The 19,450-nt window shown below is 35.4% G+C and carries 19 protein-coding genes; all 19 read left to right on the forward strand.

The features are described from left to right. Positions 1-72 precede the first annotated feature (72 nt). The 19 genes from guaB (at position 73) to HUE88_RS08545 (ending at position 19,440) form a co-directional block, all read left to right on the forward strand. Positions 73-1,518 carry an IMP dehydrogenase gene (gene guaB, locus HUE88_RS08455; RefSeq protein ID WP_194368276.1) on the forward strand — a complete coding sequence of 482 codons (1,446 nt, stop codon included), beginning with the start codon at positions 73-75 and terminating at the stop codon, positions 1,516-1,518. Positions 1,519-1,683: 165 nt separating this feature from the next. Further along, positions 1,684-4,230, forward strand: coding sequence for an EAL domain-containing protein (locus HUE88_RS08460; RefSeq protein ID WP_194368277.1), 2,547 nt, complete (start codon positions 1,684-1,686; stop codon positions 4,228-4,230). Then, positions 4,230-4,727 (forward strand): RDD family protein, encoded by a 498-nt coding sequence (locus HUE88_RS08465; RefSeq protein ID WP_194368278.1) that lies wholly within the window; start codon positions 4,230-4,232, stop codon positions 4,725-4,727. The genes HUE88_RS08460 and HUE88_RS08465 overlap by 1 nt, the downstream gene beginning before the upstream one ends. An 86-nt stretch (positions 4,728-4,813) precedes the next feature. Beyond that, a complete protein-coding gene (locus tag HUE88_RS08470; protein WP_194368279.1) occupies positions 4,814-6,079 on the forward strand; it encodes an O-acetylhomoserine aminocarboxypropyltransferase/cysteine synthase family protein in 1,266 nt (421 codons plus the stop codon). A gap of 72 nt (positions 6,080-6,151) precedes the next feature. Next, positions 6,152-7,255 (forward strand): homoserine O-acetyltransferase MetX, encoded by a 1,104-nt coding sequence (gene metX / locus HUE88_RS08475; protein ID WP_194368280.1) that lies wholly within the window; start codon positions 6,152-6,154, stop codon positions 7,253-7,255. A 13-nt stretch (positions 7,256-7,268) separates the two neighbouring features. Continuing rightward, the gene (locus HUE88_RS08480; RefSeq protein ID WP_194368281.1) at positions 7,269-7,703 is read left to right on the forward strand and encodes a thioredoxin family protein; all 435 of its coding nucleotides are present in this window, start codon (positions 7,269-7,271) and stop codon (positions 7,701-7,703) included. Then, positions 7,700-8,143, forward strand: a complete 444-nt coding sequence (locus tag HUE88_RS08485) for a hypothetical protein (protein ID WP_194368282.1) — start codon at positions 7,700-7,702, stop codon at positions 8,141-8,143. The genes HUE88_RS08480 and HUE88_RS08485 overlap by 4 nt, the downstream gene beginning before the upstream one ends. Positions 8,144-8,163: 20 nt before the next feature. Next, positions 8,164-8,391, forward strand: a complete 228-nt coding sequence (xseB, locus tag HUE88_RS08490) for an exodeoxyribonuclease VII small subunit (RefSeq protein ID WP_194368283.1) — start codon at positions 8,164-8,166, stop codon at positions 8,389-8,391. Then, a complete protein-coding gene (locus tag HUE88_RS08495) occupies positions 8,391-9,188 on the forward strand; it encodes a carbon-nitrogen hydrolase family protein (RefSeq protein ID WP_194368284.1) in 798 nt (265 codons plus the stop codon). Before xseB ends, HUE88_RS08495 begins: the two co-directional genes overlap by 1 nt. Further along, a complete protein-coding gene (locus tag HUE88_RS08500) occupies positions 9,185-9,856 on the forward strand; it encodes a HesA/MoeB/ThiF family protein (protein ID WP_194368285.1) in 672 nt (223 codons plus the stop codon). The genes HUE88_RS08495 and HUE88_RS08500 overlap by 4 nt, the downstream gene beginning before the upstream one ends. Positions 9,857-9,858: 2 nt before the next feature. Next, positions 9,859-10,389, forward strand: a complete 531-nt coding sequence (locus HUE88_RS08505) for a hypothetical protein (protein WP_194368286.1) — start codon at positions 9,859-9,861, stop codon at positions 10,387-10,389. Positions 10,390-10,437: 48 nt separating this feature from the next. After that, complete coding sequence (locus HUE88_RS08510) at positions 10,438-11,574, forward strand: succinyldiaminopimelate transaminase (RefSeq protein ID WP_194368287.1); 1,137 nt, start codon at positions 10,438-10,440, stop codon at positions 11,572-11,574. After that, positions 11,571-12,074: a hypothetical protein gene (locus tag HUE88_RS08515; protein ID WP_194368288.1), complete on the forward strand. Its 504-nt coding sequence runs from the start codon at positions 11,571-11,573 to the stop codon at positions 12,072-12,074. Before HUE88_RS08510 ends, HUE88_RS08515 begins: the two co-directional genes overlap by 4 nt. 4 nt (positions 12,075-12,078) lie before the next feature. Continuing rightward, on the forward strand, positions 12,079-13,392 hold the full coding sequence (gene murC, locus HUE88_RS08520) for a UDP-N-acetylmuramate--L-alanine ligase (protein WP_194368289.1): 1,314 nt from the start codon (positions 12,079-12,081) through the stop codon (positions 13,390-13,392). Then, on the forward strand, positions 13,392-13,721 hold the full coding sequence (locus tag HUE88_RS08525; RefSeq protein WP_194368290.1) for a hypothetical protein: 330 nt from the start codon (positions 13,392-13,394) through the stop codon (positions 13,719-13,721). Before murC ends, HUE88_RS08525 begins: the two co-directional genes overlap by 1 nt. Further along, complete coding sequence (locus HUE88_RS08530; RefSeq protein ID WP_194368291.1) at positions 13,712-15,931, forward strand: endonuclease MutS2; 2,220 nt, start codon at positions 13,712-13,714, stop codon at positions 15,929-15,931. The genes HUE88_RS08525 and HUE88_RS08530 overlap by 10 nt, the downstream gene beginning before the upstream one ends. A gap of 29 nt (positions 15,932-15,960) precedes the next feature. Then, positions 15,961-17,607 (forward strand): SulP family inorganic anion transporter, encoded by a 1,647-nt coding sequence (locus HUE88_RS08535; RefSeq protein ID WP_194368292.1) that lies wholly within the window; start codon positions 15,961-15,963, stop codon positions 17,605-17,607. Positions 17,608-17,609: 2 nt separating this feature from the next. Next, positions 17,610-18,839 carry a BaiN/RdsA family NAD(P)/FAD-dependent oxidoreductase gene (locus HUE88_RS08540; RefSeq protein WP_194368293.1) on the forward strand — a complete coding sequence of 410 codons (1,230 nt, stop codon included), beginning with the start codon at positions 17,610-17,612 and terminating at the stop codon, positions 18,837-18,839. A 46-nt stretch (positions 18,840-18,885) separates the two neighbouring features. Beyond that, positions 18,886-19,440, forward strand: coding sequence for a LemA family protein (locus tag HUE88_RS08545; RefSeq protein WP_194368294.1), 555 nt, complete (start codon positions 18,886-18,888; stop codon positions 19,438-19,440). Positions 19,441-19,450: the final 10 nt, after the last annotated feature.

Here is a 19,450-nt window from a genome sequence, read left to right on the forward strand (position 1 = left end):
ACCACAAAAAAGCTATAATCCAAAAATTATAAAGAAATAAGCATATTATATTCTTAGCACCAAAGGATAACCATGAGAATTCGTAAAAGAGCATTGACATTTGAAGATGTATTATTAGTACCGCAGTATTCTGAAGTACTTCCAAAAGAGGTCTCACTTGAGAGTAAATTGACTCGTAACATATCACTTAAGATTCCAATGGTTTCTGCTGCTATGGATACTGTAACTGAGTACAGAGCGGCTATTGCTATGGCTAGACTAGGTGGCATCGGCATTATCCATAAAAACATGGATATTGAAGCTCAATGCAAGCAGATTAAAAAAGTGAAAAAAAGCGAGAGCGGTATTATTATAGACCCAATTTATGTACATCCAGATGCTACTCTAGCAGACGCAGATGCACTGATGAATGAGTATAAAATCTCAGGAGTTCCTGTTATTGATGCTCATAATAGACTGCTTGGTATATTAACAAATCGTGATATGAGATTTGAAAAAGATATGAGTAAGCGTGCAGATGAAGTTATGACAAAAATGCCTCTTATTACTGCTGAAAATGGGATATCACTAGATGATGCAGCTGATATTATGCATAAAAACAAGATTGAAAAACTACCTATTATTGATAAAGATGGATTTTTAAAAGGTCTTGTAACTATCAAAGACATTAAAAAACGTATAGAATATCCTAATTCAAACAAAGATGCTTTTGGTAGACTTGTAGTCGGTGGAGCTATAGGTGTTGGTCAATTTGACCGTGCAAAAGCACTTGTTGATGCCGGTTGTGATGTTTTAGTACTTGACTCTGCGCATGGTCATTCAAAAGGTATTTTAGATACTGTAAGAAAAATCAAAGAGACAATGGAAATTGATGTTATTGCAGGAAATATTGCAACAGCCGAAGCAGTGGAAGCACTTATTGAAGCTGGTGCAGATGCAGTAAAAGTAGGTATAGGGCCTGGTTCTATTTGTACTACAAGAATTGTTGCCGGTGTTGGTGTTCCTCAAATGTCAGCAATAGCTGAATGTGCTGAAGCTGCAAAAAAACATGGGGTTCCTGTTATTGCCGATGGTGGTATAAAATACTCAGGTGACATTGCTAAAGCTTTAGCAGTTGGTGCATCTTGTATTATGGCTGGCTCACTTTTAGCAGGTACAGAAGAGTCTCCTGGTGAAACTATAATGTTCCAAGGTCGTCAATATAAATCATACCGCGGTATGGGAAGTATTGGTGCTATGCAAAAAGGTTCAAATGATAGATATTTCCAAGAAGGAACAGCAGCTGATAAGCTAGTTCCAGAGGGAATTGAAGGTCGTGTACCATTTCGTGGAAGTATTGCAGGAATTGTTCACCAGATGATGGGCGGACTTCGCGCTTCTATGGGCTACTGCGGCAGCAAGGATATAGAAACTTTTTGGGATAAAGCAGAGTTTGTTGAGATAACAAGTGCAGGACTAAAAGAGAGTCATGTTCATGACGTTATTATCACTCAAGAAGCACCAAACTATCAGATTTAACCACCTGTTTTGCTATCAACCCTCCCCTTCTAACTTTAGAGCATTTTTTGCTCTAAGTAAGTGTTTAAAACAATTAATCGTATATAAAGAAATATTATATATAATTGCTGCTACTATGATATTAAAATACTAATTTTGCAAAATATTATGTCGGAGAAACACTAAATGAATATTTCAAAACATACTGCAAAATTAAAACTTTTATATGTTGAGTGCGATGAAGAGACAGTGGCCTCTACACTCCACATAATTAAAGATTTGTTTCTAGAGGTAGTTGTTGCAAAAAGTACTATCGAAGCTATAGAGCTATATAAAAAATATTTCTCCGACACTCACCATTATTATGACATTATCCTTTCTAATGTTGATATGCCAAATATGAACGGTCTAAAAATGTGTAAGGAGATTAAGGAATTTAACAAAAATCAGGTTATTGCTGTTACAACTACAAGCAGTGATTCAAAATATTATTTAGATGCTATTGGTATAGGTGTTGACAACTTTATACTAAAGCCAATCCTCAGCCTTGAAAGTATAAAACATACGTTAATAGATTTAGCAAAAAAAACAATACTGCAAAATAAACTTAACAATAAAGAGTTTTTACTTAGACAAAAAAAGAAAATTATTGATAAACATGTATATTTCACATCCTCAGACATAAATGGAAAAATCACAGATATATCAAAAGCTTATTTAGATTTCACAGGCTATAAAATGGAAGAAGTGATTGGAAAAAATCACAGTATTTTCAGGAATCAAGATTTAGATAATAATATTGTTCAAAACTTATGGGATACTATCTTAAAAGACAGAATATGGGTAGGTGAATTAAAAAACAATAAGAGCAGCGGTGAAGAGTACTGGATTAACACTACTATTACCCCTTTGTACAATGAAGAAAATGTAAAAATAGGCTATACCTCAATAAAAGAAGATATTACCAATCAAAAAAGATTAGAAGAACTATCCATTAAAGACCCGCTTACAATGCTCTACAACAAAAGAAATTTTGATTATTTTATAAAAAAAGAACTCAAGAACTCAATCTGGAAGAAAGAAAATTTTGCACTGTTACTAATTGAGATAGATTACTATACAGAGTTTAAAAACACTTATGGAAATGCTAAAGCAGATAATGCACTTATCAAAATATCCAGTATATTAAATAAATATACTGATTCAAAAACATACAATATATTTAAAATCAGCGAAGAAGAGTTTGCGGTTATAATTTTAAATAAAGATGACGCTTTTATAGAAAATTTCTCCTATGACTTGCTTAATTCTATTGAGGCTCTAAAAATAGATAATTGCCAAAGTAATGTGTCAAAATATTTGACTGCCACAATTGGGGGAGTCAATCTTGATACCATACTCTATAATATAAGCAACAACAATTTATATAATATAGCTGATGCTAATCTTAATCAAGCAAAACTTAATGGAAGAAATAACATACTCCTTAAAATTGACCACTCCTATGTTGAAAAATTAAAAAATATAGATAGAGTAACAAAACTTCCAAACAGGATTGCTTTACTACAAGATATTTCAGTGTTGCAAGAAGAAGCAATGCTAGTACTACTACATATTAATCAACTTAACTCACTAAAAGATATTTATGGAGATAAGTATGCAACAGATCTAGTAATACAAAAATCAAAAGAATTACTATATGTACTAAAAGAAGAAGAAGCTTCACTTTATAGTCTCAACTTAAATGAATTTGCTATCTTAGTAACAAATAAAAAATTATTTGAGAAGTATTTTTCACTTTTAATACACTCTATCTTAATGCCTAATGATGAAGATGAAAATAGCATAAGCACAAATATTCTTGCTGATTTTACAGCTGGAGTTTCATACGGTATTTTAAATGTATTTAATCATGCTGATATTGTACTTCAAGATGCAATAATTTCTAAAGAAAATTATAAAATCTACAGCAGTAATCAAACAGCAAAACAACTGCAAAAAGACAATCTTGACAGATTAAGCATCTATAAAAATGCCCTTCACAAAGGAAAAATAATCCCTTATTTTCAGCCAATTATAGATACTTTAGATAACTCAATAATTAAATATGAAGCACTAGCCAGACTAGAAACAGATGATGGGGAGATAATATCTCCATATTACTTTTTGGATTCTGCAAAAGAAGATAAGACTTTTGAATTTTTCACAAGACAGATGATGCAAAAAGTATTTAATGTATTTGAAAAAAATGATGTAAATATGTCAATAAACCTTACCTATGAAAACATTACGTCTAAAACTATGCTTGAATACATCAAAAACAGGCTAAATAAGTATGGAGGAGATGGTATCACTTTTGAAATTGTAGAATCTGAAGATATACTCGACTATAAAAGAATAAAAGAATTTATCTCAATGGTTAAAGAGTTTGGATGCAAAATCTCTATTGATGATTTTGGTTCTGGATATTCAAACTTTACAAACATAACACAACTAGATATTGACTATATTAAACTTGATGGCTCATTGATAGAAAAGATAAATATTGATCTAAATATTAAGCATATGATTAAGGGGATTATTTCATATTCAAAAAATGCAAATATTAAAACTATAGCAGAATATGTCAGCACGAAAGAGTTAGACGACAGTGTTAGAGAGCTTGGTATTGATTATATTCAAGGTTACTATTATGGCGAGCCTAAAAGTGCTGATAGTTATGGACTGCTGTAATGAGTGAAATAAGATATGCTGGATTTTGGATTCGTTTTTTTGCATCTCTACTTGATACTATTCTTTTAGCTCTTCCAGTAGCTATAATTATCTATTTTTTAAGTGATGGAAACTGGTTTGACTTTGCACAATATCAAAAAAACATGGCTTATGCGATGAGTGGAAATGCAAGCAAAGCTCTATCGTCACAACCACAAATGTCAATGAAGTGGGAACTTCTTTTTGAAGTTTCAGTCTTAATAGTGACTATGATTTTTTGGAGAAGATGGAGAGGAGCAACTCCTGGTAAAAAATATCTACATGTAAAGATTGTAGATGCTAAAACTTTTCAAGACATTGACAATAAACAGGCAATAACCCGCTCATTTGGCTATATAGTCTCTACTTTAGCTTTTCTCATCGGTTTTTTAATGGTTGCATTTAGAAAAGATAAAAGAGGACTTCATGACCTTTTAGCTGGAACTGTAGTCATTTATGACTACACAGAAGATATCTAGCGCTGTTTTTACTTAAAATCAAAATGTCCAAATATTAAGTCATTTTTGATAAAATAACAATATTTTTTTAACACTAGGAAAACACAATGGATTTACAAACAAAAGCGCTACATGCAGGTTATGAAAAAGATTCTCAGGGGACTATGGCAGTTCCTATTTATATGACTACTGCTTATGAGTTTCGTGACGTAGAACATGCTGCAAATTTGTTTGCTTTAAAAGAGTTGGGAAACATCTATACTCGCCTTAACAATCCTACTACTGATGTGTTTGAAAAAAGATTTGCCCAGCTTGAGGGTGGGGAAGCTGCTATTGCAACATCAAGCGGAATGAGCGCAATTTTTTATGCTATTGCTAACGCTGCTGAGGCTGGTGATAACATAGTGTGCGCAAAACAGCTTTATGGTGGAAGTCTAACTTTAAATACTCACACTCTTAAAAGGTTCGGTATTGAGGCTAGGTTTTTTGATGTTCATAAACCAGAGCAGATAGAGACTCTTATAGATGACAAAACAAAGGTTATATTTTTTGAGTCTTTAACAAACCCAAGTATTGATGTTGCGGATATTGAAGCTATTACAAAAGTTGCGAATAAGCATGGAATTTTAACCGTCGTGGATAATACTGTTGCAACACCTGTTTTGTGTCGTCCTTTTGAATTTGGAGCAGATATTACAGTTCACAGTGCAAGCAAATATACAACCGGTCAAGGATTGGCTATCGGTGGTATTTTAGTTGAGAGAAAAGAGTTGGTAAATAAGTTAAAAAACAACCCTCGCTATGCCCACTTTAATGAGCCGGATGCCTCTTACCACGGTTTAGTATACACAGAAGTAGGTCTGCCTCCTTTTACGCTACGTGCACGTCTTTCTCTGCTTCGTGATTTAGGTGCTGTTGTATCTCCGTTTAACTCTTGGCTATTTATTCAGGGTATAGAAACACTATCTCTTCGCATGAGAGAACACTCTAAAAATGCTCTTGCTTTAGCTGAGTTTTTAGAGTCACATGTAGATGTGAAAAAAGTTAATTACCCAGGTCTAAAAAGTAACTCAAACTATAAAAATGCTCAAAAGTATTTTGAAGATGGAGCATGTAGCGGACTTTTAAGTTTTGAGGTAGATAGCTTAGAGCGTGCAACAAAAATAGTAAACGCTACAAAACTCTATTCACTGGTTGTAAATATCGGTGATTCAAAATCAATTATAACTCACCCTGCTTCTACAACTCATCAACAGCTCTCAAATGAAGAGTTAATTGCATGTGGAGTACCTCAGGGACTTATTAGAATATCTTGCGGTTTAGAGAGTTCTGCTGATTTAATAGCAGATATGAAACAAGCATTGGAGGCTTAGGCTATAACCTATATATTAGCATTAAGTCGTTTTCGCTAGAATAACACTATTATTTTATGGAGAGTTAAGAACTTGTCACTGAATTTAAAAACACATACGGAACACTTTACTAACCCGCTCTATCTGGAGAGTGGACGTATTTTAGAGCCTTATGACATAACTTATGAGACATACGGTGAACTCAATGATGACAAAAGCAATGTTATTGTGATTTGTCATGCACTTACAGGTTCTCACCATTGTGCCGGCATTTATGAGAATGAAAACAAAGCTGGATGGTGGGATGGTCTTATCGGTTCAGGAAAAGCTATAGACACAGATAAATATTTTGTAATATGCACGAATGTCATTGGGAGCTGTTTTGGTTCATCTGGCCCTATGAGTCCTAAAGTTCCACATCACGAACCTTATCGCTATAAGTTTCCGGTTGTCACAATTAAAGACATGGTAAAAGCTCAAAGAATTCTTTTTGACAGACTAGATATTCACAGGGTACATGCAATTATTGGGGGGTCAATGGGTGGAATGCAGGCCTTACAATTTGCTATACATTATCCTAATTTTGCAACAAAAATCATCTCTATGGCGGCAACACATGCGACTCAGCCATGGGCCATAGCTTTTAATAAAGTTGCTCAAGAATCTATACTTAAAGACCCCGACTTCAAGCAGGGTTATTATGACCCTGAAGTTATAAAAGAACAAGGGCTGTCAGGTATGGCAGTTGGTCGCATGGCAGGTCATATTAGTTTTTTATCACACGAATCAATGAGAAAAAAATTTGGCAGAGAGTATAAAAGAGATGATGGTCTTTATGAGTTGTTTGGTAAGTTCCAAGTTGAATCGTACCTAGAGTATAACGGATATAATTTCACAAAATGGTTTGACCCTTTAGCATATCTATACATTACAAAAGCTATTAATCTTTTTGATTTATCTCGTGGATTTGACTCACTTAGTGAAGCCATGACAAAAGTTACTGCAGAGCTGCACCTTATCAGTTTTAGAAATGACCAGCTTTTTAAAAACTTTGAAATGAAAGAACTAAGTGATACACTTACAGAAGTTGGAAATAAAAACCACCACTATATTGATGTAGATAGTGATTATGGACACGATGCTTTCTTAGTTGAGCTTGATAAATTTCAAGATTATGTATCGGATGTACTAAAATAAACAAGGAGCTAGTATGAAAATTTTCATAATAACACTTTTATTTATCACTTCTCTTCTTGGAGCTCGCATTGATGAATTTGCTAAAGAGGCTGGATACATGAGAGAATATGTTTCCGCTCTAAAAATAGCAAAAAAAGAGAACAAAATGGTTATGCTTCTTTTGGTGGCCGATTATTGCCCGTGGTGCAAAAAATTTCAGAGAAAAACCCTGCAAAGTTCACCTCTTTCAACTAAAATAAAACAAGATTTTATCCCTGTAATTGTAGACAAATACAGAGAAAAAGAGCATTATCCGAGCATATATAGCAATTCATCGATTCCTGCTGTATTTTTTATTGACCCCAAAAGTGAAAACAGCTTATTTAAATCTATCTCTTATGTCAATAAAAAAGATTTTTTATCAAATATAAATGAAGCAATAGCCATTTATAAGGAGAAATCAAAATGATTAAAAAACTACTCATTATCCTGTTTACATGTAGCTCACTCTTCTCCTCTTCAATGTTTACACTAGACAACGTTAAAAAACTAAAATTTCATTTCACAAACTATACAACTTTTATGAAAAAAGAAGAGAATGAGAGTATTAAAAAGCTTATTGTAAATAAACTTCAAAAAGAGGGATTTACTTTTGGAGAAGTTGATCCAATTTCATTTGTTGTAAAAATAAAAGCGAGAGAAGTGGCTGAAGAAGAGTACATTATAAGTATTTTCATTGGCTTAGCTGAAGAAGTAACCACAAATCGAGAGAACAACATAAAAACACACGCTTTTACTTATTTGCAAGACACTCTTATTGAATCAGAAAACCCGTATGAGGATACTTTTGAAGCAATAGATTATTTGACATGTCAATTTTTAACAGCATACAGAGAAGATAATCAATAAACATATCAATAGGATAAAAAATGGCTAAAGAAAAACTTACTAAAGAAACCGAAGGTTTTACTAAAGAAACCGAAGGTTTTGAATCAAAACTAGAGAGTGCTAAACAAATTTTAGAAACACTTATGAACCCAGATATAACTTTGCAAGAGAGTGTAGAGGCTTATGAAAAAGGGATGAGTGAGCTAAATAAGGCACAGAAAATTCTCGAAGATGCAGTCATTAAGATTACAGAGATAAAAGAGAAATAGTGAAAGCGGCTGTTTTACAACTTAGTGCTCAGGGGATGAGCTCCACAAAGCTATATAACTACATTAGAATTGCACATAAAAAAGGGGTTCAAATTTTACTTCTTGGTGAGTATATACTAAACCCATTTTTTAAAGAGCTACAAACTCTGACTATAAGTATGATAAAAGAGCAAGGGCTTCATCAAAGCAAGATTTTAAGAGAGTTGGCTGTAAAGTACAATATGACAATTATTGCACCTTTGGTAGTTGTAAAAAAACAAAAAGTTTATAAAACAATAGCAAAATTCTCTCCATCATCAACCTCTTATTATCAGCAGCAGATTCTGATTAATTATACCCATTGGAATGAAGAGAAATTTTTCAGTAATGATATAAAACCGATTGCAGCACCTCTTGTTTTTAAAATTGATGGTTTCAAATTTGCCGTTATGAGTGGATTTGAACTTCATTTTGATAAAATGTTTGAGCAAATATCTTCCAAAAATATAGACTGTATTTTACTTCCAAGCGTTTCTACTTTTGATTCATTTCAGAGGTGGAAATCACTTATTCTTTCCCGTGCTTTTACACAAAACTGCTACATATTAAGAGCAAACCGTATTGGTGAGTACATAGATAAAGAGTTCAGTTGGAAATTTTATGGAGATTCACTCCTAGCATCGCCAGATGGTGAACTTCTTGAGCATTTAGGGAACAAAGAAGAGTTGATGATAGTAGATATGAGTCATGCAGAGGTTGTTTATGCAAGGCGCTCTTGGGGATTTAAAGAGGCAATAAATAAAAGGAACTCACTATGATTAAATACTTCAACCGTCAAATACAACTTTGGGGAGAAGAGACTCAAGAGTTGCTTCAAACCAAAAAAATTGTTATAGTTGGTGCAGGCGGGCTTGGAAGTTCTTTGGCTTTTGCTCTTGGTGCCAGTGGCATCGGTGAGATTCATATTGTTGATTTTGACGAAGTGAGCCTACATAATATACACCGTCAGATAGCCTTTAAAATGGGTGATGAGGGGAAGAATAAAGCACTTATTAATGCAGAAATTATTGAGCAAAGATGTCCCTATGTAAAATCTATTGCTCATGAGTGTAACTTTGATGAGTTTAGTAAAAAAAATATTGAAGTCGATTTAATCATAGATGCAACAGACAATCTTCAAACCAGAGCAGAAATTGACAATTACGCAAAAAGTAAAAACAGACCTTGGGTTTACGGGAGCGTAGAGGCTTTTCATGGACAGGTGTGCTTTTTTGAGAGCTCTCTTTTTACTGATGCCTTTAAAATAACTTCTCAAACTCCAGCTGGAATTGCTGCACCTATTGTTATGCATATTGCTTCACTTCAGGCGAACTTGGCACTTAGATATCTCGCCGGTTTGAGTGTGCAAAAAGACAAGCTTTATTATCTGTTTTTTAATAATGAGGGAGAACTTGTTACTCAAAAGTTTGGACTTCCAAAGTGCTAAAAGTGAAACTTTTTTATATAGTATTACTCTGTTTTAATCTATTTGCGAACGAGCATAAGGCAGATGAAAAAACTTCTTTAAGCTTTTTAGATTCCATCTCTAAATATGAAATAAACATTGGCAGCGGTTCAGACAGCGATATTTATGTTTTTGTTGACCCGCTATGTTCACTCTCACAGAAATACATAACTAAAATTTATGAAGATAAATCACTTCAGTTACAAAATACTTATCATATTTTTCTACTTGAGCTTACAAGATTTGAATCCATTGAGTTTATCCAATATATTTATCAATCTGAGAATCCTAAGTCCACACTTTTAGAGATAATGCTTAACAATAACACATTTATAGATTTTGACGAGTTTGAAGCAAATGAAAAAACATTGCAAATTATTGATGACATTTCAAAATTTGCCAAGAGCCTTAATATTAAACTCAGACCATATTTGATTTTTTTCGACAGAGATGCAAAGTTTTGCAGAGATTCAGAAGGGGTTGCCCCATGTCTGGCAAATGAATTTAATGAGTAGTTTATACATTTAAGCTATAATACCGCGATTATATAAAGGCGATAAAATATGAATTTTGAACCATATCCATTTGAAAAACTAAACAATTTACTTCAAGAGATAACACCAAACAAAAACTATTCTCCATCTGCTTTGACCATAGGTGAGCCGCAGTTTGAAACTCCGGAATTTATACAAAAAGCTCTTTGTCAAAGCTCTAATCTGCTGAAAAAATACCCCCTTACGACAGGCGAAGCAAAACTAAGAGAAGCTCAGCGTGGATTTGTATTGAAAAGATTTTGCGTAGAGCTTAGTGATGCCCAGATAATACCGACTTTTGGAACACGCGAAGTGCTATTTAACTTTCCCCAATTTTTTCTATTTGACAAAGAAGAGCCCACTATTGCATTTACAAACCCTTTTTATCAGATTTACGAGGGTGCAGCCATAGCATCGAGAGCTAAAACAATTCACCTGGACCTAAATGAAGAGAACAATTTTAAGCCGGAGATAGATGAAGAGAAGTTATCTACATGTGATCTTGTTATTTTAAACTTTCCAAACAATCCCACAACTTCTACTCTAACCATTGATGAGCTTGGAGCGTGGGTTTTACTAGCTTTAAAACATAATTTTGTGCTTATAAATGATGAGTGCTACAGTGAAATATATACAGAAAAACCTATCCCTTCACTCCTTGAGGCATCCCTACATGTAGGGAATAATACCTTTAAAAATATTTTAGTAATCAACTCCATATCCAAGCGTTCATCTGCGCCCGGACTTCGCTCGGGATTTATTGCCGGCGATGAAAATATCTTAAAAGAGTATATGAAATACAGAACATATATTGGTTGTGCTTCCCCTCTTCCCCTTCAATATGCGGCTACAGCAGCCTGGATGGATGAAGAACATGTAGAAGCGGCGAGAGAAATCTACAAAGAAAATTTTAAACTGGCAAAAGAGATTTTAGGGGTAGCTACTCCAGATGCAACTTTTTACATATGGCTCAAAGTTCCAAACGCAATAGATTTTACAAAAAAACTCTACAGAGAGTACAACGTAAAAGTGCTCCCGGGTGAGTATCTCGGCAGAGAAAACAGAAGTGGCGTAAACCCTGGAGAAGGCTTTATTAGAATTGCTTTAGTAGAAAATGTAGAAAAAACCAAAGATGCATTGTTAAGAATCAAGGAGTGCCTATCATGAGTAAAATAGAAAAATTAAAAGCAGAGGTTCTTAAAGCCCAACAAAGTGCCGACATAGCTTCACTGTATATTTTAGAACAGCGTGCACATGAGACTTTTGATGAAGATACACTAAATGGATTTTATGCAAATATACTTGATTTGGCGCTTGAAAAGCTGACGGACACATTAGAAGCTCATAGAGTTATGGACATGAATGAAGTTCAGGATTTTGCTACCATCAGAGCACTCTATGAGTATGCGATAGAGCATTACAGTGCTGGCGCTGTAGCAGATGCAAGTGCATTGTTTGAAGTGCTTAGCGGACTTACAGGTGACACAAAATTTTCAAATGCATTAAAGTTCCACTGGGTAGCCTCTAAAGAGAACTTATCTTTGGACGATTTTCTGGCAAACATAGCAGATATTGATGCTACTCAAGCAGCTGGAACTTTTTATATTAGCTGCTTTACAAAAGAGGCACAAAAATTGCTGGACAAATCCCAAATAGATGGGGAGTAAGCGCATGAAAATACATTTTATTGGAATCGGTGGGATCGGCATATCAGGTCTTGCACAGTACATGCATTTCAAAGGGCACGAGGTCAGTGGCTCTGACATCTCTGAGAGTGTAATTACAAAAAAACTTAGCTCACTCGGCATAGCAGTTACAGTTCCTCACTCTGCTAGTGCAATAAATAACCAGGATTTGGTTATTCACTCTGCAATTATAAGTCCTGACAATCCAGAAATTGTAGAGGCAAAAGCAAAAGGGATTGAAGTTCTTGCTCGTCGTGAAGCTTTACTTAAAATTCTTGACACATCAAAAGTATACTCCGTTGCAGGTGCTCATGGAAAGAGCACAACGACAGCAATACTAGCAGCTATAATGTGCGGTTCTGCAATTATCGGTGCAGAATCAAAAGCTTTTGGCTCAAATGTCAGATATAACGCAGATACAGATATCATGCTTTTTGAAGCTGATGAGAGTGATGGAAGTTTTATAAATTCAAATCCACACTGCGCAATTGTAATCAATGCTGAACCTGAACATATGGAGTATTATGACTACAACTACAAGCGTTTTTATGAGTCATATAAGACTTTTATAGAATCTGCTCCCTGTCGTGTACTCAACGCTGAAGACCCATTTTTGGCTACATTACAAGATGAGATAGATGCAAGCTGGCTCTACCCGACAAAAGATATTACAAATATAGAGTTTATACTTATTAATGATGAGCCGCATACAAGGTTTACACTTAAAGATTTAGGTAACTTTGATGTTTGGGGATTTGGAAAGCATATCGCTCTAGATGCGGCTTTGGCAATTCTTGCTGCAAATGAATCTATGGATATTGAAGAGATTAGAGAAAATCTACTCTCATTCAAGGGGATAAAAAAACGTTTTGATATAGTCGGAGCGGAACAAGGAAGCGTAATAATAGATGATTATGGGCACCATCCAACAGAGATAAAAGCAACCTTTGAGTCAGTTAAAGAGTATGCACTTTTAAAAGGTTTCGACAAAATAACTGCTATTTGGCAACCGCATAAATACTCTCGCACAATAGATAATCTTGAAGAGTTTATAAAGTGTTTTGAAGGGGCTGCGGAGCTTATAATTCTGCCTGTCTGGCCTGCCGGTGAAGCAACTAGAGAGATTGACTTTAAAGAGAAGTTTAAAAGATACAACCTCACTATGGCAGACAACATCACAAGAGCCAACAACACCATTACTGTCATGAAAGACAAAGAGGCGCTTAAGACTTTAGATAAAGGCCTTATTATCGGTTTTGGTGCCGGAGATATAACTTATCAAATAAGAGGTGCTATCTAGTGGCATATATTGCAGGACTTGTAATTGTAGGGTTTTTCTTTTTAACCTTACACTACTTTACGGAATTAACAAAACATCAAAAAACTTTAGTAACATTAAGTGTATTGGTTGTTGTACTCTCAGCAATCGGGTTTAATAAATACAGCAATCATCAAACACAAAGCATGCTAAATGCTGTTATGAAATTTAACCAAGAAAAAACAATTAAATGCGATGGCATTGATGTAAACAGCAGTAACTATACACTGAGCATTGGAACATACACTTTCATAGGCAAAGAGAAAACTCCAAACTACGGCCAGATGATTAGCGCATCTACATGCGAGTAGAAAAAACTTCAAAGATTGATCACCTAATCAATCAGCTCGACTTAAATGAACATATAAACTCATTTAAGCAGTTTTTCTCAAGAGAGAGCTCTCTGTACATTGAGGGTGACCAAGAACTTCACTACAAATACATAAAATCACTTGACACCATAGAGTTTAAAGCACCGCCTAAAGTAGCCGACTTTTTTACTATTAAAGGGCATCTGAAAAAACATGGTGTTTTGAATTTTGAACAGATTTTTGAGATTGTAAAAGTTGTCAGATATTTTCGTTACTTTAAAAGCCGTGAATTAGACGGTATCATCGGTGAGTGGATGAGTAAGTTTATAATTGATGAGAAGTTCAATGAAGTAGAGAAGTACTTCACTCATGATGGAAAATTTGAAGAGAACCTTGATGAAGTGCTATTTGGTTTGGGTGCGAGGATAAGAGAGCATAAGGCCAATATGAGTGGCTCTTTAAAGAGGCTACTGCTTAGTTCAAAACTATCTTCATATCTAATAGACTCACAAGTACATTTAATAAACGATGAGGAGTGTGTTTTAGTTCGTGGCGGATTTAATCATGTGCTTAAAGGTGCAGTAATTAGCAGAAGCAGTAGCGGAGGCTTTTTTGTCTCACCTGATTCTATTTTGAAATCTAAAGAGCAGATACGATATATCAACCAAGAGAGAGAAGCGATATTTTACAGATATGCAAAAGAGTTTTCCGGCAAACTTTCTGAACTTCAGCTTTTCATAGCTTTTATAGACAAAGAGTTTACAAAATTTGACAACTATCAGGCTAGAGTTTTGTTTGCCCGCTCTTCAAACCTGCAGATTATCAAGTCAAAAAAAGATTCTAAAATAATTTTAGATGCCTTTTACCACCCTGCTATCCACAATGCAAAACCCATACATGTAGACTTCTCTAAAAATATACTTATGATTACCGGCGTGAATGCCGGAGGTAAGACTATGCTTTTAAAGTCTATATTGGCGGCTGCTTTTATGGCGAAATATATAATACCGATGAGGCTCAATGAAAACAGGTCACATGTAGGAAGTTTTAAAAGTATTTTAGCAATTATAGATGACCCGCAAAATGTTAAAAATGATATCTCAACTTTTGCAGGGCGAATGCAAGAGTTTTCAAAAATATTTGAGCACAAAGAGGCTCTTGTCGGTGTAGATGAGATAGAACTCGGAACTGACAGCGACGAAGCTGCTGCCCTGTTTAAAGTAATTCTGGATGATTTGATTAAAAGGGGTCAAAAAGTTGTAGTTACTACCCATCATAAACGTTTAGCTGCTCTTATGGCTGACCGTGACGATGTAGAACTTATGGCTGCAATATATGATGAGGCTAACAGAGTTCCAACATATGAGTTTATGCATGGGATTATAGGTAAAAGTTACGCTTTTGAAACGGCGAGCAGATACGGGATCTCAAACAACATAGTCAATGAAGCAAAGATTGTTTACGGTGACAACAGCGAAAAGCTGAGCCTGCTCATTGAGAGAGGCTCACAGTTAGAGCGTGAACTAAAACAAAAGCACAAAAAAGTTGACGAGAAACTAGAAGAGTTAAAAGCAAAAGAGTTAGATATAAAAGCTCAAAGAGAAAAGCTTTTTTCTGAACTTCAAGAGCAGAGAGATGCGCTGAAAAAAAGCTACGATGTTGCAATAAATGAAGCCAAAACAGCTGCACGCGCCGGTGATACAAAGGCTATTCACAGAGCTATGGATAAGGCGAACAAGAAGCTCCCTAAAGAGAAAAAAGAACAAGACATCATTCAACAAGAGTTCAAAGTTGGAGAGAGTGTTAAATACCACAGCAAAAAAGGTGTTATAGTCTCTATAAGCAGTAATAAAGATGCCATTTTAGAGATTGAAGGGATGAGAGTTCGTGTAAAAACTTCACAACTTCGTCATACTCAAATCGTAAAACAAAAACCGCGTACAGACGTAAATGTAAACGTTGAAAAAAGAGCCGGACTAAAGTGTGACCTTCACGGAATGAGGGCAGATGAAGCAATAGAGGTTTTAGACAAATTTATTTCAGATGCACTTATAAACGGTTGGGATGAAGTTATAATCTATCACGGTATAGGTACAGGGAAACTCTCATATGCTGTTAAAAACTTTCTAAAAGCTCATCCGAAAGTTAAAAAGTTTGAAGACGCACCACAATATGCCGGCGGTTTTGGCGCCAAGATTGTTACACTTTAAATTATATATAATTATCTAACGAGGGAAAAATGAACGATATTTTTAAACCAAAATTCTTCACTCTGCTAAAAGAAGGCATTACTAAAGAACAGGTTATATCAGATATTTTTGCCGGAATTATTGTAGGTATTGTAGCGTTGCCTCTTGCAATAGCATTTGCAGTTGCCTCTGGTGTCTCACCTGAAAAAGGTATAATAACAGCAATTGTCGCCGGATTTATAATATCACTTTTAGGCGGAAGTAGAGTTCAGATTGGCGGACCTACTGGAGCTTTTATTATAATTTTACTTGGTATTGTCCATCAGTACGGGATAGAAGGTCTTCTTATCTCTACTATGATGGCTGGTGTTATTCTAGTCTTGTTTGGTCTACTCAGACTTGGTACACTCCTTAAATATTTTCCACATCCTCTGATTGTTGGCTTTACAAGCGGGATTGCCGTAGTTATAGTTTCAACACAGATGAAAGATGCTTTTGGACTAAACATAGAAAAACTTCCCTCTGAATTTTTGCAAAAGTGGGAACTCTATTTTACTCATCTCAGCGACATGAATCTATATGCGTTAGCCATAACGCTCGTGACAATGATGATAATTATCTACTCTAAACATATAACTGCAAAAATACCTGGCTCTTTTATAGCAATTATTTTTATTACGGCAACGGTTAATATATTTAATATTCCAGTTACGACAATAGAGACTTTTTTTGGAACAATTTCAAATGAGATAACTTTCTCCCTGCCCCATTTTGATTTAAATAATTTCACTATGTATCTTGCACCCGCTTTGATTATAGCACTTTTAGGGGGTATAGAGTCCCTTCTCTCTGCTGTTGTAGCTGATGGTATGATAGGCTCAAACCACAGATCAAACACTGAACTAATAGCCCAAGGCATTGCAAATATTGCAACTCCTCTTTTTGGAGGGATACCGGCAACAGGAGCAATTGCCAGAACCGCGACGAATGTGCAAAATGGAGGGAGAACACCAATCGCCGGGATGGTTCACGCTTTAACTTTACTCTTAATAATGTTGTTTTTTATAGATTTTGCAAAACTGATTCCTATGTCATGTCTGGCAGGTATTTTACTGGTTGTAGCCTACAATATGAGTGAATGGCGCTCTTTTGTCTCTATCTTAAAAGGTTCACCATTTGATTCCATTGTTTTACTCACAACCTTTTTACTGACTGTTTTGGTTGATTTAACAGTCGCAATACAAGTCGGTGTGGTTTTATCTTCACTGATATTTATGAAACGGATGTCAGATATAAATACTAATATACCGATAGAGGATGATAGTGATACCGTAGAAAACTACTCCGATTTGTCCGAAGGCATCTCTGTATACGAGATAGGCGGTCCACTGTTTTTTGCATCTGCTAGACAATATGCCCAAACCATAAAAACAGTAGGTTTTTCTTCCAAGGTTTTAATAATCCGCATGAGACATGTTCCCTTTATTGACACTACAGCTTTGCATAATCTCAAAGAGACCATAAAGGCTCTAAGAGACACAGGTATTATTGTAATTATGTCAGGGACAAACAACACTGTTTTTAAAGACTTGATGCAACACCATATAATAGCCATGATTGGCGAAGAGAATGTGTTTAAAAAATTCTCTGCGGCAGTTAAATACGTAGATCAACTTATCCTAGAAAATAAAGTTTAATAATGAAAACAAAAAGAGTAGCAATAATCGGAGGTGGAGCATCTGGACTTTTGTGTGCAATTTTTTGTGCTAAAAAAAATCTATATGTAGATATATTCGAGCAAAATTCAAAGTGTGCTAAAAAGATTTTAGTCTCTGGAAATGGGCGATGTAATATTACAAATAGAGACTTAAGTTCAAATGATTTTTTCAGTGACAACCCGTCATTTACAGAGTTTGCACTAAAAGAGTTTGGATTTAAAGAGTTTGAAAAATTCTGTGAAAGCATCGGTCTTTTACTTGAAGTAAAAGATGACGGACGTGCATATCCCCTTAGTAACGAAGCAAAAAGCGTTGCTTCGTTACTTTTAAGCCACGCCACAAACCTTGGGGTAAACATACATGTAGATTCAAAAATCACAGACATAAAAAAACTCCTAAATGATTATGACTCTGTCGTTATTGCTACCGGTTCTGAAGCTGCTTCTCATCTTGGCGGAAACCGTGACGGACTCGATTTTGCACAAGAGTTTGGACACAACATCGTTGCGACCTATCCATCTTTGGTTCAGCTTCATCTAAACTCACATGTAGCTCAAAAGATGAGCGGAGCAAAGCTAAATGGGGAAGTCACACTTTTTGTTAACAACAAAAAAGAGTCTACATGTAGCGGTGATATTCTCTTTACAAACTATGGAGTTTCAGGCTTTGCTATACTCGATATTTCCCAACGTGCTAGTGTTGCTCTGATGGAGTATGCAAAAGTTGATATAGCGATAAATCTGCTTCCAAACTTCAATGCGCAAAAACTATCTGCTCATATAAGCAAAGTGGCTTTAAGCGTGCCTGAGTTTACAATAGCTGATATATTGTCCGGTCTAATTCCTGTTAAAATAGTTCACGGTCTTTTAGAGGATTTAAAGATTCCAACCTCTACATGCGCTGTGAGGAACGAGGAAGTGCACTTGGGGCGCAGTCATGATATCGGGACAAAACTAAGCAAAAAAATAGCCAACCAGATGTTAAACTGGCGCTTTGAAGTAAGTGATACACACGGTTTTCGTCACGCAGAGGTTTGCGGCGGCGGAGTAGACACAACTGAAGTAAACCCTAAAACTATGGAGTCGCTAAAACAAAAAAACCTATACTTCTGCGGAGAGGTTTTGGATGTCGTTGGCAGACGTGGCGGTTATAACTTTGCCTTTGCCTGGGCAAGTGGGCACTTGGCTGCAAAAGAGATAACAAAATCTTAGATTTTTTTAGATAAACTACACACTATATTAATAACAGGAATTTCACATGTCGACATCACTTATTGTTCTTATCGTCGTTATACTAGTTTTAGTTTTGATGTACAACTCTTTAGTTGCAAAGAAAAATCAGGTAGAAAATATCTTCGCAAGCGTAGATACGGTTCTTAAAAAAAGATATGACCTAATCCCAAATCTTGTTGCATCTGTGGGCAAATATATGGAGCATGAAAAATCTCTTTTTGAGGAGGTTACAAAACTTCGCGCTGAGGCAAATAAGCCAAATATCAGCGATGAGCATAAAATAGCTCTTGATGCGAAAGTAAGCTCTGCTCTTGGCTCTATAATGATTGCCGTTGAGAACTACCCAGAACTTAAAGCAAATGAAAATGTGATGCATCTTCAGCATACGCTTCATGAGGTAGAAGAGCAGATATCAGCCGCAAGACGTGCCTACAACCAAAGTGTAACCGACTACAACAACGCTATAGAGATGGTTCCAACAAACTTTATGGCAAATGCTATGAACTACAAAAGAAAACAGGTATTTGAGATAGTTGAAGCAGAGCGTAAAAATGTAGATGTTAAAGAGCTTTTCAACTAAAGGCTACATG

Source organism: Candidatus Sulfurimonas baltica, from assembly GCF_015265455.1.
GTDB classification, from domain to species: domain Bacteria; phylum Campylobacterota; class Campylobacteria; order Campylobacterales; family Sulfurimonadaceae; genus Sulfurimonas; species Sulfurimonas baltica.